A 22,537-nucleotide genomic window follows, 5' to 3' on the forward strand; every position below is an offset into this window, starting at 1 on the left:
GACCGGTCTCAGTCGAGGTTGCCGAGCACCTGCAGCCGGTCGACGTCCGGGAGCTCCGGGCGGCTGGTGCTCGGGGCGTCCAGGTAGAAGAACGCGGTCGAGGCGATGTCGTCGTGCAGCGGGAGGTAGCGGCCGCCGGACTGCCAGCCGAGCGCCTGCACCTCGACGTCGAGCGCGGTGGCGAAGTGGACCGGGTCCGGGACGTGCCAGCGGTACATCCCGAACCGCTGCTGGGAGTGGTAGAGCCCGTCCGGACGCAGCACCTGGGGCAGCCCGAGGTAGGGGGTGCTGAACTCGGTGTAGCCCCGGCCGGGGACGTCGAAGTTCCAGGCGCCGCCGAAGTAGTCCTCGGTGCCGGTGCCGCAGACGGTCGGGAAGTCGGTGTCGTCGTCGAGGTAGAACTTCACCTCCCCCTCGCCCCACCAGCCGGGGCTGTTGACGCCCCAGGCCAGGTAGGTGCCGACGTAGTGGCCGCGGCCGGCGATCCCGGCGAGGATCGGGTGCACCTCGCCGGCGACCAACGGGTCGCTGCGCCGGTACTGCGCGTGGAAGTACCCGTGCTCGGCGGGCGTGCGGTCGGCGTCCTCGACCTCGTAGTCGACCTGGTAGTAGACGGTGGCCTGCTGGTCGCCGAGATTCTCCAGCGTGATCACCGCGCCGGTGCGGAACGGCATCGTCCAGTAGCTGTTGAACCCGCCGTGCGGGTTGACCGCGACCATCGCCGAGCTGACCTGGGCGAACCGGCCCCAGCCGGAGGCGAAGAAGTCGCCGAGCGGCACCTCGACCGCGGGCTCGTCGGACCCGTCCCAGTGCATCCGCAGCACCAACCGACGCCAGTGCGAACGGTGGGTGGTCACCCAGAGGTGGGTGATCCGGCCGGAGCCCTCGATCCGGGCCACCGGGTGGGTGGCGCCGGCCGGGACGTCGACCGACGGCGAGACCTTCCAGCCGAGGCCGAGGTCGCGTGCGGCATGGGCCCCGGTGCCCTCGGTGGCCCGGGCTCCCCCGCCGGGACGGCCGTCGGGGTTCTCGGGGGTGATCGCCCGGCTGCGGACGTCGCGGAGCCGGGACAGGTCGGTGCCGAACATGATCAGAAATCCTGCCTCTCGCTGTGGGGATCGAGCACGAGGTGGACGCTCTCGCCCGCCTCCAGGGTGGTCGGCCCGCTCAGGCCGAACGTCCGGCCGTCGGGGTGGGTGACCTGGCATGCGGCCAGGTCGAGGGTGCCGCCGAGCAGCTCGAGCCGGATGCCGGTACCGTCCGCGACAGCCTGGCCCCAGCCGAGGGCGGTGCTGAACGGGACGCTGAACCGGTCGCCGTCGTAGGCGGCCGGCGCCGGAGCCAGCCGGAGGGTCCTGCTCGGCGCGTCCCACTGTGCCCCGGTCAGCGCCAGCAGCACGCCCCAGCTGGCCATCGACCGGGCGTAGTGGTTGCCGCACTCCGCCTCGTTCCACGGGTTGCGGTGCACGCCGTCGTGCCGGTCGCGGACCGCCCGGACGATCTGCAGCGCCTCCTCGACGAAGCCCTCGTAGGCCAGGTGGGTGGCGACCTGGTACTCGATGCCGGACCAGACCTCGTCGCTGTAGACGAAGGGGATCCGGGGGCGACCACCGCGCGGCCAGCTGCAGAGGATCAGTCCGGCGTCGTCGTTGAGCGCGTAGGTGCGCTGGACGCTCGGGTAGTCGGTGAAGTCGGTGCGGAAGTTGTGGGCGTGGACGGCGCGGACCGCCGAGCGGACGTGCTCGGGCGGCAGCAGGTGACCCAGCCCGTTGAGGTGCGCCCAGGTCTGCCCGAGCAGCTGGTCCGACAGGCAGCCGGCGCCGTACTGGTAGCGGTACGCGTCCACGCCACCGTGCGCCTCGGTCCGCTGCTCGTAGAACTCACCGTTGAACATCAGCGCGTCGGCCCGCTCGGCGCCGGTGTCGGCGGCCCGCTGCCAGCGCTCGGCGACCTCGGCCTCGCCCCGGGCCCGGGCCAGGACCACCCCGGCCCGCAGGGCCGCCAGGAAGATCGAGGTGCCGAGCATGTTCGGGCCGTAGAACTCGATGTCGTAGGTGTTGTGCTGCTGTCCGTCGAGCAGCAGGTCGCCGTCGGTGTCCCAGCGGTCGAAGGCGAAGTCGAGGGCGCGCCGGGCGGCGGGCCAGAGCTCGGCGAGGAAGTCGTCGGCGCCGCTGAACCGCCACTCGCGGTAGAGCCGGAGCACCGTGCCGAGCTGGCCGTCGACGGCCGGGTGGAACTCCCACGGTTCCTGGCCGAGCACCAGCCCGCTGCGGAACCGCATCCGCCCGTCGGGCAGCGTCTCGCGGGCGAACTCGTTGCGCCGGGCCGTCCGCTCGAGCGCCGGGAACAGCCAGGCGACCGCCTGGGCGTAGTTCCAGACGTGGGTGCAGGTCCCCTCGCAGCTGCCGGCGTGGTCGAAGCTGCCCTCCCAGGCGGCGAACTGGCCGACGCCGTCGGGATCCCCGCCGTCCGGATCGGTCTCGAGCAGCAGGCAGGTGGTGCTGCGGAGCACGACCAGCGTCGAGCTGACCGCGTCGACGACCTCGGCGGGCAGGCTCGATCCGTGCAGGGCGGTGTGGAACGCCTTCGTCGCACCCTCGAGCCGGGGCAGGTCGGCCAGCAGCCGGGCACCGGCGTCCCAGGCGTCGGTGGTGTCGCGGGCGTACCGGTTGCGGACGGTGGCGAACCCGGTGCCGGCGTACCCCTCGTCGGTGAGGTTGCCGCCGGCCCAGGCCCGCGGGCGGAGCGGGACGTGCCAGGCCAGCACGAAGTCGAAGTCGCGGGTCTCCCCCGGCCGCAGGGTCGCGTGCAGCGCCAGGCTCCCGGTCACCAGCGTCGGCAACCGGGCGGCGAAGGCGGCCGCGTCCTCGCCGTCGCGCGGCTGCTCGAGCGTCGCGGGCTGCGGCTCGAGCCGGCCGTCGGCGCAGAGGTCGTCCCAGAAGAGCTGGACGCCGTCCTGCCAGAAGTCGGTGGCCCAGCGCGGCGTCGCGGTGACCTCGCCACCGGTCGCACGGTGCGGGGTGAGCAGCGCGGCGGTCCCGTGCCGGACGTCGTCGGCGGGCAGGTCGGTGCCGAAGACCAGCCCGGTGAGGTCGCCGTCGTCGCGACGTCCGACCGTCGGCCGACCGGCGTGGACCGGGAACTGAAAGACGTTGTGGCCGGTGATGCCGATCGGGTTGGACATCGACCCGGCCACCGTCACCTCTACCGGTTCAGCACCCGGGTTGTGCGCCCGGTAGCGGAGCAGGGCCGCGGGCAGACCGGAGGCGGCGACGTCGAGCGGCACCAACGGCGTGAACGCCTCGAGGCCGACGTCGACGGGCAGGTCGGGATCGTCGAAGTCGATCCGCAGCACCGGGTACTCGACCCGCATCCGCGAGCCGGCCAGTCGGGGCAGCCCGGCCACCTTGCCGATGTGGTGACCGGAGTCGCCCTCGTGCGGGCCGTGGATCCGGGACTCGAGCACCCGGGTGACCGCGGGTCCGCCGGTCGGCTGGGCGCGGACGGCGAAGAAGGTGAAAGGCAGCCAGCTGTGCTTGTCCGGCCGGTTGCTGATCTCCCAGTCGCGGAGCTCGCCGCGGGCCCCGACCGACACCGTCCCGGTGCCGATCCCGCCGAGCGGGAAGGCCGCCACGGTCGCCTCCGGCCCGATCGTGCGCGGACCCGGCCAGGCCGTCGCCGTCGTCGTCATGGCGACAGCCTTGCAGTCCCGTGCCGCTCTGGTTGGCTGGGTCGGTGGTCGCACGACGCTTCACCCGGGCCGAGCTCGAGAGCTACCGGGACACGGAGGTGCCCGACCTGATCGGGCCCGGAGTCCGGCTGCTGTTCGTCGGGATCAATCCGGGTCTCTGGACCGCGGCCACCCGGACGCACTTCGCCCACCCCGGCAACCGGTTCTACCCGGCGCTGCTCCGCGCCGGGGTGATCGACCGGCCGATCGACGCCGCGGCCGGCTTCACCGACGCGGACCGGGCGATGCTGGTCGAACGCGGGATCGGGCTGACCAACCTGGTGCCGCGGGCCACCGCCCGCGCGGACGAGCTCTCCCGCGACGAGCTCCGGTCCGGCGCGGCGGCGCTCGTCGACCGGGTCCGCGTCCACCGGCCCCGGGTGGTCGCGTTCGCCGGGATCACCGCCTTCCGGACGGCCTTCGGCCGGCCGCGCGCCCGGACCGGTCGCCAGCCGGACCCGTGGGCCGACGACACCGCGGACACCGCGCTGTGGGTGGTGCCGAACCCGAGCGGGCTGAACGCCCACGACACCGTCGAGACCCTCGCGGCGGCCTACGCGGAACCGGCCGCCCACGCCGGGCTGCTGCCGGACCGGTCCCGACCCGCACCGGCGGACCGACCCGCGGAACCGGCCGACTGAGAATCCGCTGCGAATCCCCGGTGAGCGTCCGGCCGTGACCGGTTCGTCCCCGCTGCGGGGGTGCCCCCGAGGCCGTCCGATCGACCGCTGACCTGGGGGTTCACCGCGATGGCCCGACGGTCTCCGGATGCCCCGGGGGCGCCGTGCGCGGCCCACTTCTCAGCCGGGCGCCGGGGCCGGGTCCCGGCTCTTGCCGGTGACCCCCGGCGGTCCTAGATTTCCGCTCGAGGCTCCTCACCGGGGGGTGCGACCTCGCACTGCGCAACCGCGCCCGTCGTTGCGCGACCTCGGCTCCAGAGGAGAACTCCCCCGTGTTCCTACCCCGGTCCGTGGCGCTCGCCCGCACCCCCGGGGCGAGCCGTGGCCCGCGCCCGTCCCGCGCCGCCCGGCGCACCCACCCTGACGACCCGACCGCGTCCTACGACGGCGGCCGGGTGTCGACGCGCTCTGGGGGGAGCGCGAGCAGGTCTCCCGGTCCCGGGGGGTGACTGAGTGCGCGTGCACCCGAGCGAGGTCGGAGACTGGAGCCCTCCGGCCGACGCTCCGCACGTGCCGGAGATCTGCACCAGGTCGGGCCGGGTCCGGCGCTTCGGCGTCGGTCCCGGCCCGGCCGCTTTCCCCGTGACCGGGCCCGGAGCCGGTGTGTTGAGATACACCCCATGAGCGCACCGGCCCGCGTCCGGCTCGACTACCCGATCGTCCAGTCCCGGCTCGACAACGGGCTGCGGGTGATCGCCAGTCCAGACCCCGGCGTCGGGTCGGTGGCGGTCAACCTCTGGTACGACGTCGGGTCGCGGCACGAACAGCCGCACCGCACCGGGTTCGCCCACCTCTTCGAGCACCTGATGTTCCAGGGCTCGGGCGGCGTCGCGTCCGGGGAGCACTTCGGCCTGCTCCAGGCGGCCGGCGCCTCGGTGAACGCGACCACCTGGTTCGACCGGACCAACTACTTCGAGACCCTGCCGGCCGGCGGCCTCGACCTCGCGCTCTGGCTCGAGGCAGACCGGATGGCCAGCCTGCCCGCCGCACTGACCCGGGAGAACTTCGAGAACCAGCGCGAGGTGGTCAAGGAGGAGAAGCGGCAGCGCTACGACAACGTCCCCTACGGCGACGTGATGGAGCTGTTGATCTCGGTCACCTTCCCGCCCGACCACCCCTACGGCCACACCACCATCGGGTCGATGGCCGACCTCGACGCCGCGCAGCTCGAGGACGTCACCGCCTTCTTCACCCGGCACTACCTGCCCAACAACGCGGTGATCTCCGTGGTCGGCGACGTCCCGGCCGACACCGCGCTCGACCGGGTGGCGCACTACTTCGGCGACGTCCCCGCCGGCCCGGTGCCGCCGCCGCCCGACCAGCCCGGGCTGCCCCCGATCAGCGGGCTGCCGCGACGCGAGAAGGTCGCCGAGGTCCCCTCGGCGGCGGTCTACCTGACCTGGCGGCTGCCGCCGGTCGGCACCCGCGCCTACGACGCCGCCGACCTCGCGCTGACCGTGCTCGGCACCGGGCAGAGCTCGAGGCTGCACCGCACGCTGGTCCGGCGGCGAGAGCTGGCCGAGCAGGCCGGCGCCAGCTCGCTCGGGCTGATCGGCGGCAACTCGGTCGGCTTCGTCAACGGGCTGGCCCGCGACGGCGTCAGCCCCGAGCAGCTCGAGGAGGAGCTGATCGCCGAGGTGACCCGGCTCGGCACCGAGGGGCCGACCGACCTCGAGGTGCAGCGCGCTCAGGCCACCTTCGAGCGGCACTGGCTGCACGAGCTCGCCCGGGTCGACTCGCGGGCCGACGAGCTCAGCGGGTTCGCGACCCTGCACGACGACCCGACGCTGGTCAACCGGCGGATCGACGACATCGCCGCGATCGGCGCGGCGGAGATCGCCGAGGTGATCGCCGAGTGGTTCACCCCCGAGCAGCGCGCCACCGTGCTCTACCGCAAGGAGGAGGCCCGATGACCACCACGGCCGACCCGACGGGTCCGACCAACCGGCTCCCCCGGCCCGACGTCGCCCCGCCCGGCCCGTGGTCGTTCCCCGCGGCCGAGACCGCGGAGCTCGACAACGGGCTCCGGGTGCTGGTGCACCGGCTCTCCGGACAGCACGTCATCGCGGCGAACCTGATCCTGCCGGTGCCGCCGGACGCCGAGCCGCGCGAGCACGAGGGGGTGCTGGCGATCTGCGCGCGCACCCTCGACGAGGGGTCCCGGCTCCACGACGGCGAGACCTTCGCCGAGCTGATGGAGTCCGAGGGGGCCGGGCTCGGGGTGGAGATCGGCCCGGGCGGGCTGCAGCTGGTGCTCGACGTCCCGAGCACCCGGTTCTCCCCCGCCCTCGGGCTGCTCGCCGAAGCCGCCACGGTGCCCGCCTTCGCCGCCGCCGACGTCGACCGGCACGTCCAGCTCCGGCTGGCCGAGATCGAGCAGGCCTGGGCGAACCCGGGCCAGGCCTCGGCGCTGGCCTTCCGGCGCGCGGTCTACGCCGACGGCACCCGACCGACCCGGATGACCGAGGGCGAGCCGGAGACGGTGCGCACCGTCGACCGCGACCTGGTGGCCGGCTTCCACGCCCGCCACGTCGGCCCGCGCGGCGCGACGCTGGTGCTGGCCGGCGACTTCGCCGAGGACCCGTTCGCGCTGGCCGAACGGCACTTCGGCGGCTGGGCGGTGCCCGACCAGCAGGTGGTCGATCCGGTCCCGGCCCGGCCCGGCGACCGGACGGCGCTGATCGTCGACCGACCGGGAGCGGTGCAGGCCGACGTCCGGCTCGGCGGCTTCGGGATCGACCGGAACGACCCGCGCTGGGCGGCGGCGGTGATCGGGGCCTACGCCATGGGCGGGGCCTTCCTGTCCCGGCTCAACCGGGTGCTCCGCGAGGAGCGCGGCTACAGCTACGGCGTCCGGCTCGGGCTCAGCCCGCTGCGGCGCGGGGGCACCTTCGCGGTCCAGGGCTCGTTCCGGACCGAGGTCACCGCCGAGGCGCTGGTCGAGGCCCGGGCGCTGCTCCGGGTGGACGACGACCCCTTCACCGCGACCGAGGTCGAGGAGGCCATCGCCTTCTTCGCCGGGGTCTCCCCGCTCCGCTACGCCACCGCGGACGGCGTGGTCGACCAGGCGGCCAGCCAGGTGCTGGCCGGGCTGCCCACCGACTACGTCGACCACAACCTGCGCCGGCTGCGCGAGGTGACGCCCGAGGCGGCCACCGAGGCCTACCGGTCGCTGGTCGACCCGGACGCGCTCACCCTGGTGCTGGCCGGCGACGCCGAGCGGCTCACCGGCCCGCTCACCGAGGCGGGCTGGCCGGTGCAGCGGTTCACCCGCTGACCGGCCGGCCGGCTACTTCTTCTCGGCCTTCTGGGCTGCGGTGATGTGGTCGGCCATCTCCTTGATGTTCTGCTGGTAGCCGGCCAGGTCGCCGTCGCGGAGGGCCTTCTCGGCCGCCGCATAGCTCGCCTGGGCGGCGGCCAGCTCCTTGTCGACGGTCGCGTTGCCGGTGCTGCCACCGCCGCCGCTGTTGCCGGTGCTGCCGCCGTTCGAGCTGCCGGTGCTGCCCCCCTCACCGGTGTTCGCGCCGGAGTCGCCGGCGAACACCTGGTCGAGCGCGGCCTGCAGCGTCTGGCCGATGCCCACGCTCTGGCCGAACCGGGCCATCACGAACTGCAGCACCGGGTACTGGCCGCCGCCGGTGCCCTCGCGCTGGGTGTAGACGGGTTGGACGTACAGCAGGCCGCCGCCCACCGGCAGCGTGAGCAGGTTGCCGTACTTCACCCCGGTCTGGTTGCTGCCCTGGTTGAGGAAGGGTCGCAGCGTCTCCGCCACCTGGTTGGAGTTGATCATGGCGTTGAAGCTCTGCTGCGGACCGTCGATCTGGGTGCTGTCCGACATCCGCAGGATGCGCATCTGGCCGTACTCCGGGCTCGAGGCGTCGGCGTTGACGGCCATGTAGGCGGCCAGGTTGTTCCGGGCGTTGGGGACGAACACACCGGTCAGGCTGAAGTTGGCGGCGTCGTCGTCCGGCCACTTCACCGACAGGTAGTACGGCGACTCGAGCTGGTCGGTGCTGGTGCCCGACACCGGGTCGAGCGGCACCTTCCACAGGTCGGAGTTCAGGTACCAGCTGTTCGGGTCGGTGACGTGGTAGCGCGCGAGGATCGAGCGCTGCACCTTGAACAGGTCCTGCGGGTAGCGGAAGTGCGCCAGCAGGTCGGGCGAGATCTCCGAGCGCGGCAGCACCGTGCCGGGGAACGCCTTCTCCCAGGTCTTGAGCACCGGGTCGTTGGTGTCCCACTGGTAGAGCTTCACGGTGCCGTCATAGGCGTCGACCACGGCCTTGACCGAGTTCCGCATGTAGTTGATCTTGGTGTCGAGCTGCTGCCCGATGGTGCCGGCCGCGCTCTGGGTGTCGGAGGTGGCGTCCTGGAGCGAGACCCGCTGGCTGTTCGGGTAGGAGTTGCTGGTGGTGTAGCCGTCGACGATCCACACCAGCCGGCCGTCGACGACCGCCGGGTAGGAGTCGCGGTCGACGGTGAGCCACGGGGCGGCCTTCTGCACCCGCTCCTTGGGCGACCGGTCGTAGATGATCCGGGACTGGTCGTTCACCCGGTCGGAGAGCAGCAGGTTGCCGTCGGTGAACTTCACCGCGTAGAGGATCCGGCGCCAGAGGCTGGAGAGCGGGACGCCGCCCTGGCCGGTGTAGGTGTAGAGCTGGTTGTCGTTGCTCGGGTTGTCGAGCTCGAGCGACTGTCCGTTCGGCCGGGCGCCGACGACGGAGTAGCCGAGCGAGTCGAGCAGCTCACCGAAGTAGATCCGCGGCTGGTCGGTGACGATCGCGGACCCCGATCCGGACCCGGTGGGGATCCAGTCCGGCTCGCCGTCGGACTGACGTCGGTTGCCGTAGGCGGCGACGAGCCCGTAGCCGTGGGTGTAGACGGTGTGCAGGTTGTTCCAGCTCTTGTTGGCGATGTTGTCCGGGTCGAGTTCGCGGGCCGCCACCACGGTGTCGACGGTGGAGCCGTCGATCGGGTAGCGGTCGACGTCGAGCACGGAGGGGAACGCGTAGTAGCCGCGCACCTGCTGGAGCTGCTCGTAGGCCGGGGCGACCACGGCCGGGTCGATCAACCGGACCCCGGGCAGCGCCTCGGCGTCGGACTGCAGCTGCCCGGCGGTCGCGGTGGTCTCGGCCGAGTAGTTCTGGATCGCCACCTTGTCGACGCCGTAGGCGGCGCGGGTGGCGGCGATGTTCCAGCCGATGTAGGGACGTTCCTTGTCCGGCTCGTCCGGGCGGACGCTCAGCCCCTGGACCGCGGCCGGGTAGACGATGCCGAGCACGATCGCGGCGAGCAGCAGCAGGACCAGCGAGATCGTCGGGACCATCCAGCGGCGCAGCGCGGCGTTGGCGAAGAACAGCAGCGCGCACAGCCCGGCGATCACCGCGAGGATGATCTTGGCGTTGCTGGTGGCGTGGTCGGCGGTGTAGCCCATGCCGGTGAACCGCGGCGCGTCGGCGATCTCCAGCCCGTACTGGTCGAACCAGTAGCCGACGCCCTTGACCAGCACGGCCAGCCCGATGATCACCGACAGCTGGGCCTGCGCGGCCCCCGAGGCGCCGCGGCGCGGGCCGGAGAACCGGACGTTGCCGACGACGTAGTGGACGATCGCCGAGACCAGCGCGGCCAGCACGAACAGCGTGAAGGCGTAGCTCAGGACGAACCGCCACCACGGGTAGTCGAAGACGAAGAACGAGATGTCCAGCCCGTACTTGGGATCCTTGGTGCCGAACGGGGTGGAGTTGATCCAGGCCAGGTAGAGCGTGGCCCGGCCGAGCCCGGCGCCGCCGGCGAACAGCCCGACCAGCACCGCGACCGCGATCATGATCACCATGAACCGCGACTCGAGGGCCTCGCGGTAACGCTCGAGGGCCGGGCTGGTCGGCCCGACCGGACGCCCGCGCGGGCGGGTCCGGAAGGCCAGCGCCGCCGCACCGTAGACGGCGGCGGCCATCAGCAGCCCGGAGGCCGCGAACAGGCCGATCCGGGTGGCCAGCAGCTTGCTGAAGACGCTGCCGAAGCCCATCGAGACGTACCAGAGCCGGTCGGTCCAGACCCCGGTGTAGATGGCGAACGCGACGATGAGCACCGCCACGATGATCAGCGTGGGCAGGATCGCCCCGCGCCGTCTGGGCATCCGCAGCGTGCTCACGAGTGCGTCGTTCTCCTGTCGGTTGGCGGGCCGGTCAGCCGTCGACCGGCCCTGTCGGGCCTTCGGGGGTGTCGGCAAGGGTATGCGCCAGCGCTGTGACCAGCTGCGGCACGAGCTCGTCGGCGGCCAGAAGTTCACCCGGTTGTGATTTCAGTCGAGCCAGCCCGTGCCGGCTGCCGGCCCGGGTCACCCCGACGACCACCCGGACCTCCTCGGTGCCGCTCCCGGCGGTCGTCGGCTCGGGGTCGGCGTCGTCCGGCCCGCTCCGGAAGGTGCTCTCCAGGCTGACCGCACACCCGTGCACGGCCTCCGGCCAGACGATCGCGGCCAGGTCGGCCCCGAGGTCGCCGGTCGGCCGGAACTCGTCCTGCTCGATCGCGGTCAGCGCATCGGGGAACCCGCCGTCGGCGCTCCCCCGCAGGCCCTGGGCACGGGCCAGCTCGGGCTCGGCCTCGATCAGGTCGTCGGTGCGGACCAGGGCGAACAGCCGGGGCGCCGCGTCCCACCCGGCGGTCGCGAGGTGGTGCTCGAGATCGACCAGCGCGGCGACCAGCGCCTCGCGGTCGTCCGGGTCGGGAACGTCGGGAGCGTCGGGAGTCGTCATCAGCAGCGCGGGAGCTTCGCCGGAGCGGTGCCGGCGTCGAGGGACTGGAGCGCGGAGACCGCCTCGGCCAGGGTGCCGACCTTGACCAGGCTCATCGAGGTGCTGACGCCGTCGAGGTCGCCGCAGTTGGGGGCGGGCACCAGGAAGACGGTCGCACCGGCGTCCTGGGCGCCGGCGATCTTCTCCTGGATGCCGCCGATCGGGCCGACCTGGCCGCTGGCGTCGATCGTCCCGGTGCCGGCCACGTGCCGCCCGGCGAGCAGCGCGCCGGGGGTGATCTTGTCGTAGATGGCCAGCGAGAACACCAGCCCGGCGCTCGGGCCGCCGATGTCCTCGCCGAGGTCGAAGGAGATGTCGGGTGCGTACTGGTAGCCGACGCCGATGCCGATCCCGACCACCGGGGTGATCGAGTTCGGCCCGGTGGTCTCGGAGGTCACCCTGACGCTGACCCGGCGGCTGCGGTCGCGGAGCACCACGAAGGTGAGGGTGCTGCCGGCCTTGCGGCTGCGGATGGCCTGCTGGACGTCCTCGGCGGTGGTCGCCCGGGCGCCGTCGACGCTGAGCAGCAGGTCGCCCGGCTGCAGCTTGCGGTAGGCCGGCCCACCGACGGTGACCGAGGAGACGGCCAGCCGCTCGGTGACCGGCTGGCCGGCCTGCCGGAGCGCCGCGACGACCGCGTCGCTCTGGGAGGTCTCCATGTTCTCGGTCTGCTCGGTGCGCACCTGGTCGGCCGACACCCCCGGTGGGTAGATCGCCGCCCGCGGGAGCACGTCGCGGTGCGGCAGGAAGTAGGACAGCAACGCCTCGGGCAGGGTCAGCCGCGAGTCCGGCCGGGTCTCCGAGACGGTGGTCAGGTCGAGTCGGCCGCGGGTCGGGAACGTCTGGATGCCCGAGACCCGGATCACCGGTTGCCCCTGGACCTGGCCGAGGGTGTCCTGGACGGTGCCCGGACTCCAGCTGACGAACGGCACCGGGATGACCACCATCAGCACCGCCGCGGCGATGAAGGCCACGGCCGCCGTGAAGGCGGTCCAGGTCTGCCGGGTCACAGACCCACCCAGCTGGACGTCCCGGTGCGGTAGTGCTGTTCCTTCCAGATCGGCACCTCGAGCTTGAGGTCGTCGATCAGCCGGTGACAGGCCTCGAGCGCGTCGTGCCGGTGCACCGCCCCGACCGCGACGACCACGGCGAGGTCGCCGATCACCAGGTGGCCGACCCGGTGCTCGACGGCCACCGCGACGACGTCGAACTCGGCGGCGACCCGTTCGGCGACCGCACGCAGACGCGCCTCGGCGGTCGGGTGCTCGGAATAGTCGAGGGCGTCGACCTGCTCGCCGCCGTCGTGGTCGCGGACCACCCCGACGAAGAGCCCGATCCCGCCGACCGTCCGGTCGGACACGGCGGCCATCAACCGGTCGACGCTCAACGGGTCACCGCTGACCCGCGCGACCCGGACCCGGGACGCGGCGTCGGCCCGGTCCGGCGGCGGGCCAGCGTCCTCGTCGGTCATGGCGCCCGAGCCTAATCGGACCCCGGCGGCCGGTGCCTCGCGGCGCGTCCGGTGGCGGTCCGCGGGCGCCCTGCGCGGACCCGCCCCGAAGGTTGAGCCGGCTAGACTCAACTCACAGCAGAATCCTCGTCCGGGACGGAACGATCCCGTGCCGGCTGGGGTTCAATGGAGGACCCGCACCGCGGAGCACCCGTCGGCGGGGACGAACGATGCATGCACGACCACGAGCAGGACGACAGGTACAGGAGCACCCCGATCATGGCGGACGACACGGCGGACACCCCCGACGACCGGCGCCCCGGCGAACCCGGGGAGCCCGGGGATCGCAGCGACGACCGGGGCCAGGACCGGGACCAGGACCGGGACCAGGACCGGGACCAGGACCGGGGCGAGCAGCGCGGTCAGGGCCGCCCGGACGGCGGCGAGAGCCGCCCGCCGCAGAAGCCGCTCGGCCCGACGCCGGGCGGAGGGTCGGGCTACGACCGGCCGACCGGCCACCGCGGACCGGTCGGGTTCGGCGGTTCGGGCGCGACCGGTGCTCCGGGCGCCGGGGCGGGTGGGTCGCAGCCGACCAACCCGTTCGAGGCGTTGATGGCCGCCTTCGGCGGCGGCGCTCCCGGTGCCGGCGCTCCCGGTGCCGGCGCTCCCGGCGGGCAGCCGGACATGAACGCGTTCATGCAGCAGCTCCAGAGCGCCTTCGCGATGCTCGGCGGGCCCGGCGGGGTCTTCGGGGGCGGACAGGCCCCCGACGGCGGCGTCAACTGGGACGTGACCAAGGACACCGCGCGCAAGACCGCGGCCTCGCTCGGCGCCGACCCGACCCCCGGGAGCGCCGAGCGCCGCGAGCTCGAGCAGGCGGCCTCGATCGCCGACACCTGGCTCGACGAGGCGACCTCGTTCCCGCGCACCGGCACCGCGGTCGAGGTGTGGAGCCGGGCCGAGTGGATCGAGCGGACCATCCCGGTCTGGCGCCGGCTGGTGGAGCCGGTGGCCAGCCACATCGCCGACGCCATGGAGGGCGCGCTGAGCTTCTCCGGCGAGGGTGAGGACCGGCCCGAGGTGGCGCAGCTGGCCGGGCTCGAGCAGATGCTGCGGCCGATGCTGCGGTCCTCGGGCGCGAGCATGTTCGGGCTTCAGCTCGGACAGGGTCTCGGGCGGCTGGCCACCGAGGTGGTCGGCGCCACCGACATCGGGCTGCCGCTGGCCGAGGACGACCGGATCGCCCTGATCCCCACCAACGTCGCCGCGTTCGGGGACGGCCTCGACCAGAGCAGCACCGACGTCACCCTCTATCTGACGTTGCGGGAGGCCGCCCGGACCCGGCTCTTCGCCGCCGCCCCCTGGCTCCGCGAGCAGATGCTGGTGCTGGTCGAGCAGTACGCCCGGGGCATCACCATCGACACCTCCGCGCTCGAGCAGGCGGTCGGCGAGCTCGACATGAGCGGGCTGGACGCCTCCGGGATGGAGGAGCTGAGCAAGCGCGTCGAGGGCGGGCTGTTCGCCCCGCAGAAGACGCCGGAGCAGCAGGCCACCCTGGAGCGGCTCGAGACCATGCTGGCGCTCGTCGAGGGCTGGGTGGACGACGTGGTCGAGACCGCGACCGCGCGCTGGATGCCCGCTGCGGCCGCGCTGGCCGAGACCGTCCGCCGGCGGCGGGCCACCGGCGGGCCGGCCGAGCAGACCTTCGCCACCCTGGTGGGCCTCGAGCTGCGCCCGCGCCGGATGCGGGACGCCGCCAATCTGTGGGCCGCGGTCCGCGACGCCCGCGGGGCGGACGGCCGGGACGCGGTGTGGAGCCATCCGGACCTGATCCCGACTTCGGCCGACCTCGACGACCCGATCGGGTTCGCCCGCGGCACCGAGGACGAGCCGGGCGAGAGCGCCGACGACGACTTCGACGCAGCCCTCGCCGAGCTGCTCGACGAGGCCGAGCGAGCACGCGACGACGACACCGGCGGCCAGACCGGCGGAGGGAGCAGCGAGGAGCCCGGCGACGGGAGCCCGGGAGACCCGGGCGCGGGTCCCGACGCGAGCGGGCCGGACCAGACGCGCCGCTGAACGCGTCCCGGCGCGGTCAGCCGCCGAGCAGCGTGCGGGTCTGCTCCCAGCCCTCGAGGCCGGGGTCGAGCCGGTGCACCGAGGCCGGGGTTCGCAGCCGGTGCCAGCCCGGTGCGCGCGAGACCAGACGCCGCTGGGGCGCCCGGGCGACCAGCGCCTCCTGCGGGTCGTGGTCGAGGCCGACGGTGACGTCGAGCCACTCCGGCCAGGGCAACCGGACCGCGAAGCCGGCCAGCCCCGGCCCCCCGGTCTCGGGCGCGGTGCAGACGTCGCCGCGGAGCAGCCCGCGGACGAGCTTGGCGGGCACGAGCCCCGGCAGGTCGGGGACGTCGGCGGGGACGACCAGCAGCCCGCGGAGTGCCGGGCCGCCCTCGGTCCCGGCGACCACCCGCGCGGCGAGCGCGCGCAGGTCGTCGCCGGCATCCGCGTCCGCGTCCACCGCGACGTCACCCGGCCACAGCAGCTCGTCGGTCTCCGCGGCCGTCGGTCGGCCGCCGGCGCGGGCCACCCCGGCCCGGACCAGGTCGAGGTCGGCGAGCACCTCGTAGCTGTCGGCCAGAGCCGCGGCCGCGAACCGCTCCGGGTCGACGCCCGGCGGCGGCACGGCGGGTTGCGCCGCCCAGACCAGACCGAGGACCGGCCCGAGCCCGGGGACCTCGGTCACGCCGGCAGGGCGGGCTGGGCCACCTCGTCCGCGGCCTCGGGTTCGTCGAGCACGTCACCGGCGAGCCCGTCCGTCCGGTCGTCGGGACCGTCGTCGTCGCGGGGCGGCGGGCCCGCTTCCTGGCCGGCCAGGAAGCCCTCGAGGAACCCGCGGGCCTTCTCCGAGTCGGGGAACCCTCGGACCAGCGACCAGAACCGCGCCGAGTGGGTGGTCTCGACCAGGTGCGCGAGCTCGTGGACCAGGACGTAGTCGACCACCCAGGAGGGCATCACCTGCATCCGGTGCGACAACCGGATCACCCGGGTGCTCGGCGTGCAGGACCCCCAGCGCTGGTTCTGGTTGGTGACCCAGGAGACCGACCGGGGCCGGGGGGCGAAGCCGAGCTGCGGGCCGAGGTGACGCTCCGAGAGCCGCACCGCGCGGGCCAGCAGCTCGGCGTCACCGCGCGGCGGACGGACCCGGACCTCGCGGGCCAGCACCTTGGCGACCATGTCGGCGACGTAGCTGCGCTCGTCGGCCTTGCTCATCCGCTGCGGGATCAGCACCACGATGGTGTCGGCCTCGCGGTAGGCGGTGACCGTCCGGCGCCGGCGGGCGCTGCGACGCACCTCGACCTTGGGCTGCTCGGACACCCCTGTCACCCTCCGCGACCTCGGGACCCTGCGGGGTCCGCTCCCCTCCACTCTAAATCGGAGCACCGACGGTTTCCGGTCCCGACGCCCGGCCCCGGCTCCCGATGCGCCGGTCCACAGCCTCTCCCGGGTGAACAGGCGGGGAACCGGAGGCGACCACCGGAGGCGTCCACACCGTGCCGGCGGGTCTGCACAGTCTGTCCACACGGTTGTCCACAGCGGTGGACAACGAGACCACCGGCACGAGTGGTCTGTCGCGTCCCGCGGTCGCCGTCACCAGGTTGACGGCGGTCCCGACGCTCGCCTAACGTCGCGGACACGAAGCCCCCGGATGGTCCGACGCTCGCAGGGGAAGGCCAGCGTCTCGATCCAGTTGGGGGCTTCGTCACGTCCGGGGTGCGGTTCCACCCGGTCCCGACACACCGCCGACCGGTCCGACCGGCCGGGCAGCGCGCTCGCGTAGAGTGACGCCCGAATCAGCGCCGACAGTGCACACCGGATCCGACCCAGACGACGTGGCCGGGCGCGCGTAGCGAGGAGAGAACGTGGCTGACGAGACCTACAGTGGCGAGTTTTACTGCGTCAAGTGCAAGGCCAAGCGGGAAGCCTCCGGCGATGTCGTGGTGAACGACAAGGGCACCCGGATGGCCAAGGCCAAGTGCCCGGTCTGCGGCACCAACCTCAACCGGATCCTCGGCAAGGCCTGAGCCGGACCTGACCGGCCGCTCCTCCCGGAGCGGTCGGCGAGGACCCGACCACCGATCCACCGCGAACGGGGGCAGCGTCTCGCTGCCCCCGTTCCGCACGTCCGGAGCCGGATCGCCTGTGGACGAGCGCCCCACGACGTCACCGGGCTTGGCATCGTCGGAGCGTGACCCAGACCCCGGTGCCCGTGCCGACCGCCCTGCGCTGGTGCGGTGACCTCCCGTTGCTCCGCCGCGGTCCCGACCGGCTGCAGATCGGGGTGCCACCCGGTCCCGGCCTGCTGCTCGACGGTGTCCCGGCGGCGCTGGACCCGGTGCTGGTCGCTCTCGAGGGCACCGGACGCGAGGAGCTGCGGACCCGAGCGGTGGCGCACGGGGTCGCCGCGGAGGTGCTCGACGCGGTCCTCGAGCGGCTCCTGGCGGCCGGGCTCGTCGGCGACTCCCGTCCGATTGCGTCCGGGTCGACCGAGGGACCGGTCCGGGTCGTCGGAGCCGGCGTCCTGGGTCGCGCAGTGGCCGCCCAGCTGCGCGCCGCCGGCGTGCCCCTCGAGCTCTGCGACGACACCCCGGCCGACGAGGACCTCTATCCCCACGCGCCTCTCGGCGCGACCCGCGCGCAGGCGCTGGCCGCGGAGTTCGCGCGCCCGGACGGACCGCCCGGCGACGACGGCCTGCCGACCGCGCTGCGATCCGCGCCCGCCCCCCGCCGGGACTCGCCGGACGCGCTGACCGTGCTGGCCTGCGACACCTGGGAGCCGGACCGGGTGGTCACCGACGCGCTGCTCCGCGAGGACCGGCCGCACCTGCTCGTCCGCCCGTTCGCCGACGGGGTCGTGGTCGGGCCGCTGGTCGTCCCCGGTCGGTCGGCCTGTGTCAACTGCCTCGACGCCGCCCGCACGGCCACCGACCCCGGCTGGCCCGCCCTGCTGGCCCTGCTGACCCGGCGCCCGGCGCGTCCACCCGCTGACCTGGTGACGCTGGCCGCCGTGCTCGCGGTGACCCAGGCCTGCGGCTGGCGGGAGGGACGGCGGGCCGAGCTGGTGGGCGCGACGGTGACCGTCCTCCCTCCGGACCGCCGGCTGAGGATCCAACGCTGGCCACGGCATCCGGCGTGCGGGTGCGGTGGCCCGGCCGCGCTTGTCCGGTCACGGCAAGATAGGGCTCATGAGGCCCCGGCGGGACGAGCACCGTGACGTCCGGAACGACGGCGACACCGAGCGACCCCCCGAACCGGATCCGCAGGCGGACCGGGGGGTGAACGAGGGGTCGGACGCGGTCGCGCCCGACCCGGTCGACGGCGACGGAACCGAGGCACCGGACGCGACCGAGCGCCGACGGCGTGAACGCGACCCGCTGGCCCGCGGGTCGATCCGGCGGAGTGCCCGGCTGGCGACCCTCCCGCTCGGGTTCGCCGGCCGTGCGACGGTCGGCCTCGGCCGCCGGATCGGCGGCAGCTCGGCCGAACAGGTCTCGGCGCAGGTCCAGCAGCGGACCGCCGAGCAGCTCTTCAAGGTGCTGGGTGAGCTGAAGGGCGGCGCGATGAAGTTCGGCCAGGCCCTGAGTCTCTTCGAGTCGGTGCTGCCCGACGAGATCGCCGGACCGTACCGGGAGAACCTCTCCCGGTTGCAGGACTCCGCCCCGCCGATGCCGACCTCGCGGGTGCACGCCGTGCTGGCCCGCGAGCTGGGGGCCGACTGGCGGCACCATTTCCGCAGCTTCGAGCCGCGACCGGCGGCGGCCGCCTCGATCGGCCAGGTGCACCGCGGGGTCTGGTCCGACGGGCGCACGGTGGCGGTCAAGGTGCAGTACCCGGGTGCCGACGAGGCGCTGCGCTCCGACCTGCGTCAGATCAGCCGGCTGGCCGGGATGGCGGGTCCGCTGGCCGGCGGGATGGACGTCCGCGGTCTGGCCGCGGAGCTGGCGGACCGGATCGAGGAGGAGCTCGACTACACCCGGGAGGCCGACAACCAGGAGCGTTCGGCGGTCGCCTTCGAGGACCACCCCGAGTTCGCGGTCCCGCACGTCCTCGCCCACACGCCGCGGGTGATGGTCAGCGAGTGGCTCGAAGGTCCGGCGCTGTCCACCGCGATCCGGCTGCCGCAGGCCGAGCGCAACCGGTGGGCGGTTGCCTACGTCCGGTTCCTGTTCGCCGGGCCGAGCATCGCCGGGCTGCTGCACGCCGACCCCCACCCGGGCAACTTCAAGCTGCTCGACGACGGCCGGCTCGGCGCGATCGACTTCGGTCTGGTCGCCCGGCTGCCGGAGGGCCTGCCGGCACCGATGGGCCGGATCATGCGGATCGCCATGTCCGGCGACGCGGACGCCACCCTGGAGGGGCTGCGCGCGGAGGGCTTCATCACCCGCGACGTCGACGCCCAGGAGCTGCTCGACTACCTGGCGCCGTTCGTCGAGCCGGCCGCGGCGACGGAGTTCCACTTCAGCCGCGAGTGGATGCGCGAGCAGTTCCGCCGGGTCAGCGACGTCCGCACCTCCGGTGGCATCGGGCTCAAGCTCAACCTGCCGCCGAGCTACCTGCTGATCCACCGGGTCTGGCTGGGCGGCCTGGCCGTGCTGTCGCAGATGGACGTGACCGCCGACTTCGGGGCGGTGCTCGAGGAGTTCCTGCCCGGCTTCGCCGAGACCGACGCGTGAGGCCGGGTCGGACCTCCGGACCGGCGGGCACCCCCCTGGACGACTCGTCAACCGGGGCACCCCCGCTGGTCGTGCTCGAGTCGGTCCCCGCACCGCGACCGACCACGAATCCGTACGTGATCATGCTCAAGGAGGCCCTGGCGGCCGTCCCGGGGGTGACGGTGCTCTCGTTCGGCTGGCGTCGGGCCCTGACCGCCCGGTTCGACGTCTTCCACGTGCACTGGCCGGAGATCCTGGTCAGTGGGCGCACCCCGGCGCGGGCCTGGGTCCGTCGGCTGCTGTTCGTCGCCTTCGTCCTCCGGCTGCGGCTGCGGCGGGTGCCGATCGTCCGGACGGTGCACAACCTGGAGCTGCCGAGCGGGATCCCGCCCGTCGAGGTCCGCCTGCTGCAGTGGCTCGACCGGCAGGTCGCCGGATACGTCGTGCTCAACGCGTTCACCCCGACCCCGGACCGGCGCCCCGCCGCCCTGGTCCCGCACGGGCACTACCGCGACTGGTTCGCCCGGCACCCGGCCCGCGCGGCCGAGGAGGGACGGATCGGCTACTTCGGTCTGATCCGCCGCTACAAGGGGGTCGAGGACCTGGTCCGTGCCTTCGTCACGATCGACGACCCGACGGTCCGGCTGTCGGTGGCCGGCCGACCGTCCGGGCCGGACCTGGTCCGGGCCATCGAGCAGGCAGCCGGCGGGGACCCCCGGGTGGAGCTGCGGTTCGGCTTCCTCGACGACGCGTCCCTGGTCGACCAGGTGACCCGGTCCCGGCTGGTCGTGCTGCCCTACCGGCACATGCACAACTCGGGTGGCGCGCTCACCGCGCTCTCCCTCGACCGCCCGGTGCTGGTCCCCGACAACGAGGTGAACCGCGCGCTCCAAGAGGAGGTCGGCGCCACCTGGGTGCAGACCTACACCGGCGAGCTGACCGGCGAGGACCTGCGTCGGGCGCTGCAGGCCGTCACCGGACTGACCGGACAGCCGGACCTCTCCGCCCGCGCCTGGAACCTGGCCGGTCTCGCCCACCGCGACGCCTTCCTCGCCGCCCGGTCGCGGGCGCGCAGAGCGCGTCCGACCTGACCACCGGCCGCCGACACCCGACGGGTCAGCGACCCGGTCGCTCCCAGCGCCAGCGGCGGCCCCGGCCGTACTCCAGATAGGTCAGCCCGAGACCGCCGAGCAGCAGTCCGGCACCGCGCCATCGGGTCCGGGCGCCCCGCGCCGAGCGCTCCGCCGAGCCGGACGCACGCCCGAGCGCCGCGGTGAGGCCCCCGCCGATCAGACGGACCGTCCCGCCGGCCACCAGCCGCGCGCGGGTCGTCGGGGAGGGCCGCAGCGCCAGCTCGACCCGCGCTCCGCTGTTGGCCAAACTCAGCGCCCGGCGGCAGACCCACGCGCGGGTCAGGCGTTCGGGCGCGACGGGATCGTGGACGACCGCCTCGGCGCACCAGCGCAGCGGACGGACGTCGGCCAGCCGACGGGTGAACAACGAGTCCTCACCCCCGGACAGACCGAACTGCGGATCGAACCGGAGTCCGCGCTCGCGCACCGCCGCCAGGTCGACCAGCAGGTTGCTGGTGGCCGCCTCGAGGATCGGCGCGCCGGTGGCCAGCCCCTCGCGGTAGCGGCGGGCGAAGAAGCCGCCGGCGCGGATCCACGGGTCCAGGTCGTCGGGCAGCAGCGAGACCACCGGTCCGCTGACGCCGGCGGCGCCGGTGGAGAGCCAGGTGTCCACCAGGCCGGCCAGCCAGCCCGGCGCCGGGGTCTCGTCGTCGTCGATGAACACCAGCGCGTCGGCGTCGGCGGACTCGTCCAGCGCGCGGTTGCGCACCGCGGTCAGACCCGGACGTGGCTCGTGGACGTAACGGACCCCCGGGTGGGCACGGACGAGGTCGCGAGCCCCGCCGTCCGGGTCGTTGTCGATCACCAGCACGTCGACCTCGACCGGGTGGCGGCCGTCGCGACCGCTCAGCGACCGGTGCTGTTCAGGCAGTTCCCCCAGCAGCCGGCCGACGACCTCGGGCCGCCGATAGGTCGGTACGGCGACGAGGACGCGGCGCACTCCTCCCCCGTCGGCGGTGCGGGCGGAACCGTCGACAGCGGGGTGCACCCGCACAGGATAGGAACCATCGGCCCCGAGCAGGACGTGCCGGCCTCAGCGATCGCCCGGAGCGCTCTCGCGACGACCCGCGCGCCGGTCCTCGTCGGCTGCCACGTGCTCGGCGAGCTCGGCGCGCAACCGCCGGACGTCGTCCTGGAGCTCCATCACCTGCGCGATCCCGGCGAGGTTGAGACCCTCGGTGAGCAGGTTCTGCACTCGGCGGATCCGTGCGACGTCGTCGGGGCTGTAGAGACGGGTCCCGCCACCGGTGCGGGCGGGGTTGACCAGCCCGGCGCGCTCGTAGGCGCGCAGGTTCTGGGTGGCGGTGCCGACGAGGTCGGCGACCACGCCGATGCCGTAGACGCCCTGGTCCGGGGCCGGTCCGACGTCGTTGCTCTTCTGGTCCATCGCACCTCCTTCGTCCGACGCGGGGACTTGACGCGCGCCGATGACCGCGTTAAAAAGTGTATATCAGCGAACACAGATTTGTGGAAGCTGTCGCATCAGACAACCTGTCCAGTTGATCTCAGGAGGTGCCTCATGGTGTTGATGCGTACTGATCCGTTCCGTGAGCTGGATCGACTCACCCAGCAGGTGTTCGGCACGTCGTCGCGACCGGCATTTATGCCGATGGACGCGTGGCGCGAGGGCGAGGAGTTCCGCATCGAGTTCGACCTGCCGGGCGTCGATCCGGGCTCGATCGACCTCGACGTCGAACGCAACGTGCTGACCGTCCGGGCCGACCGGCCGATGCGCGAGGTCACCGGCGAGCAGCTGGCCGCCGAGCGCCCGCGGGGCGTGTTCAGCCGGCAGCTGATCCTCGGCGACAACCTCGACCTCGACCGGATCTCGGCGAGCTACCGCGACGGTGTGCTCAGCTTGCGGGTCCCGGTGGCCGAGCGGGCCAAGCCGCGCAAGATCAGCGTCGAGGTCGGTGACCACGACGACCGCGTGATCGAGGGCAACCGCACGGAGGCCGCCTCGGCGAGCTGACCCACCGGTCGGTACCGCTCCGCGGATCCGACCGACGGACGACTGGACGACGGGCCCGGCACCGGCCG

At 73.7% G+C, this 22,537-nt stretch carries 19 protein-coding genes; 9 read left to right on the plus strand and 10 right to left on the minus strand.

Translation table 11 applies throughout. From position 1 onward, the window contains the following. Positions 1 to 8: 8 nt before the first annotated feature. Positions 9 to 1,088 (minus strand): glycoside hydrolase family 172 protein, encoded by a 1,080-nt coding sequence (locus FHX74_RS16105; RefSeq protein ID WP_182561210.1) that lies wholly within the window; start codon positions 1,086 to 1,088, stop codon positions 9 to 11. A 2-nt stretch (positions 1,089 to 1,090) separates the two neighbouring features. After that, positions 1,091 to 3,691 (minus strand): GH116 family glycosyl-hydrolase, encoded by a 2,601-nt coding sequence (locus tag FHX74_RS16110; protein ID WP_182561211.1) that lies wholly within the window; start codon positions 3,689 to 3,691, stop codon positions 1,091 to 1,093. 44 nt (positions 3,692 to 3,735) lie between these two features. On the opposite strand from FHX74_RS16110, the gene FHX74_RS16115 reads away from it, so the two are divergent. From FHX74_RS16115 to FHX74_RS16125, 3 genes are all read left to right on the plus strand, one after another. Further along, entirely contained in the window at positions 3,736 to 4,371 is a 636-nt protein-coding gene (locus FHX74_RS16115) for a mismatch-specific DNA-glycosylase (RefSeq protein WP_182561212.1), read from the plus strand. Positions 4,372 to 5,030: 659 nt separating this feature from the next. After that, a complete protein-coding gene (locus tag FHX74_RS16120) occupies positions 5,031 to 6,323 on the plus strand; it encodes a M16 family metallopeptidase (RefSeq protein WP_182561213.1) in 1,293 nt (430 codons plus the stop codon). Then, complete coding sequence (locus tag FHX74_RS16125; protein ID WP_182561214.1) at positions 6,320 to 7,687, plus strand: M16 family metallopeptidase; 1,368 nt, start codon at positions 6,320 to 6,322, stop codon at positions 7,685 to 7,687. The genes FHX74_RS16120 and FHX74_RS16125 overlap by 4 nt, the downstream gene beginning before the upstream one ends. 12 nt (positions 7,688 to 7,699) lie before the next feature. On the opposite strand, the gene FHX74_RS16130 is transcribed toward FHX74_RS16125, so the two are convergent. From FHX74_RS16130 to FHX74_RS16145, 4 genes are read right to left on the minus strand one after another with little or no spacing between them, the layout of a single operon-like run. Next, complete coding sequence (locus FHX74_RS16130; RefSeq protein WP_328823864.1) at positions 7,700 to 10,561, minus strand: UPF0182 family membrane protein; 2,862 nt, start codon at positions 10,559 to 10,561, stop codon at positions 7,700 to 7,702. Between the two features lie 34 nt (positions 10,562 to 10,595). After that, positions 10,596 to 11,165: a PPA1309 family protein gene (locus tag FHX74_RS16135; RefSeq protein WP_182561215.1), complete on the minus strand. Its 570-nt coding sequence runs from the start codon at positions 11,163 to 11,165 to the stop codon at positions 10,596 to 10,598. Then, on the minus strand, positions 11,165 to 12,214 hold the full coding sequence (locus FHX74_RS16140) for a YlbL family protein (RefSeq protein WP_182561216.1): 1,050 nt from the start codon (positions 12,212 to 12,214) through the stop codon (positions 11,165 to 11,167). Before FHX74_RS16140 ends, FHX74_RS16135 begins: the two co-directional genes overlap by 1 nt. Further along, positions 12,211 to 12,675, minus strand: coding sequence for a molybdenum cofactor biosynthesis protein MoaE (locus FHX74_RS16145; RefSeq protein ID WP_182561217.1), 465 nt, complete (start codon positions 12,673 to 12,675; stop codon positions 12,211 to 12,213). The genes FHX74_RS16140 and FHX74_RS16145 overlap by 4 nt, the downstream gene beginning before the upstream one ends. Before the next feature lie 258 nt (positions 12,676 to 12,933). Between FHX74_RS16145 and FHX74_RS16150 the strand changes: the two genes are divergently transcribed. Then, complete coding sequence (locus FHX74_RS16150; RefSeq protein WP_182561218.1) at positions 12,934 to 14,733, plus strand: zinc-dependent metalloprotease; 1,800 nt, start codon at positions 12,934 to 12,936, stop codon at positions 14,731 to 14,733. 16 nt (positions 14,734 to 14,749) lie between these two features. Here the strand turns inward: FHX74_RS16150 and FHX74_RS16155 are convergent, their stop codons facing one another. Next, entirely contained in the window at positions 14,750 to 15,397 is a 648-nt protein-coding gene (locus FHX74_RS16155; protein WP_182561219.1) for a hypothetical protein, read from the minus strand. Next, positions 15,394 to 16,029 carry a M48 metallopeptidase family protein gene (locus FHX74_RS20455; RefSeq protein WP_328823865.1) on the minus strand — a complete coding sequence of 212 codons (636 nt, stop codon included), beginning with the start codon at positions 16,027 to 16,029 and terminating at the stop codon, positions 15,394 to 15,396. Before FHX74_RS20455 ends, FHX74_RS16155 begins: the two co-directional genes overlap by 4 nt. Positions 16,030 to 16,574: 545 nt before the next feature. Here FHX74_RS20455 and FHX74_RS16165 point away from each other — a divergent pair. The 4 genes from FHX74_RS16165 to FHX74_RS16180 all read left to right on the plus strand — a co-directional run bounded on the left by FHX74_RS16165 (position 16,575) and on the right by FHX74_RS16180 (position 20,455). Next, positions 16,575 to 16,736: a DUF5679 domain-containing protein gene (locus FHX74_RS16165; RefSeq protein ID WP_182561220.1), complete on the plus strand. Its 162-nt coding sequence runs from the start codon at positions 16,575 to 16,577 to the stop codon at positions 16,734 to 16,736. 164 nt (positions 16,737 to 16,900) lie between these two features. Next, the gene (locus FHX74_RS16170) at positions 16,901 to 17,926 is read left to right on the plus strand and encodes a DNA/RNA-binding winged helix domain-containing protein (RefSeq protein ID WP_182561221.1); all 1,026 of its coding nucleotides are present in this window, start codon (positions 16,901 to 16,903) and stop codon (positions 17,924 to 17,926) included. Beyond that, positions 17,898 to 19,385: an ABC1 kinase family protein gene (locus tag FHX74_RS16175; RefSeq protein WP_182561222.1), complete on the plus strand. Its 1,488-nt coding sequence runs from the start codon at positions 17,898 to 17,900 to the stop codon at positions 19,383 to 19,385. Before FHX74_RS16170 ends, FHX74_RS16175 begins: the two co-directional genes overlap by 29 nt. Before the next feature lie 116 nt (positions 19,386 to 19,501). After that, positions 19,502 to 20,455, plus strand: a complete 954-nt coding sequence (locus tag FHX74_RS16180) for a glycosyltransferase (protein WP_220484060.1) — start codon at positions 19,502 to 19,504, stop codon at positions 20,453 to 20,455. Positions 20,456 to 20,480: 25 nt separating this feature from the next. Here the strand turns inward: FHX74_RS16180 and FHX74_RS16185 are convergent, their stop codons facing one another. Both FHX74_RS16185 and FHX74_RS16190 read right to left on the minus strand, forming a co-directional pair. Beyond that, the gene (locus FHX74_RS16185) at positions 20,481 to 21,437 is read right to left on the minus strand and encodes a glycosyltransferase family 2 protein (RefSeq protein ID WP_182561223.1); all 957 of its coding nucleotides are present in this window, start codon (positions 21,435 to 21,437) and stop codon (positions 20,481 to 20,483) included. A 93-nt stretch (positions 21,438 to 21,530) separates the two neighbouring features. After that, positions 21,531 to 21,884: a MerR family transcriptional regulator gene (locus FHX74_RS16190; protein ID WP_182561224.1), complete on the minus strand. Its 354-nt coding sequence runs from the start codon at positions 21,882 to 21,884 to the stop codon at positions 21,531 to 21,533. Between the two features lie 132 nt (positions 21,885 to 22,016). Here FHX74_RS16190 and FHX74_RS16195 point away from each other — a divergent pair, with 132 nt between their 5' ends. Next, complete coding sequence (locus FHX74_RS16195; RefSeq protein WP_220484061.1) at positions 22,017 to 22,469, plus strand: Hsp20/alpha crystallin family protein; 453 nt, start codon at positions 22,017 to 22,019, stop codon at positions 22,467 to 22,469. The last annotated feature ends 68 nt before the right edge of the window (positions 22,470 to 22,537 follow it).

It is taken from the genome of Microlunatus kandeliicorticis, from assembly GCF_014137855.1.
GTDB lineage: Bacteria > Actinomycetota > Actinomycetes > Propionibacteriales > Propionibacteriaceae > Microlunatus > Microlunatus kandeliicorticis.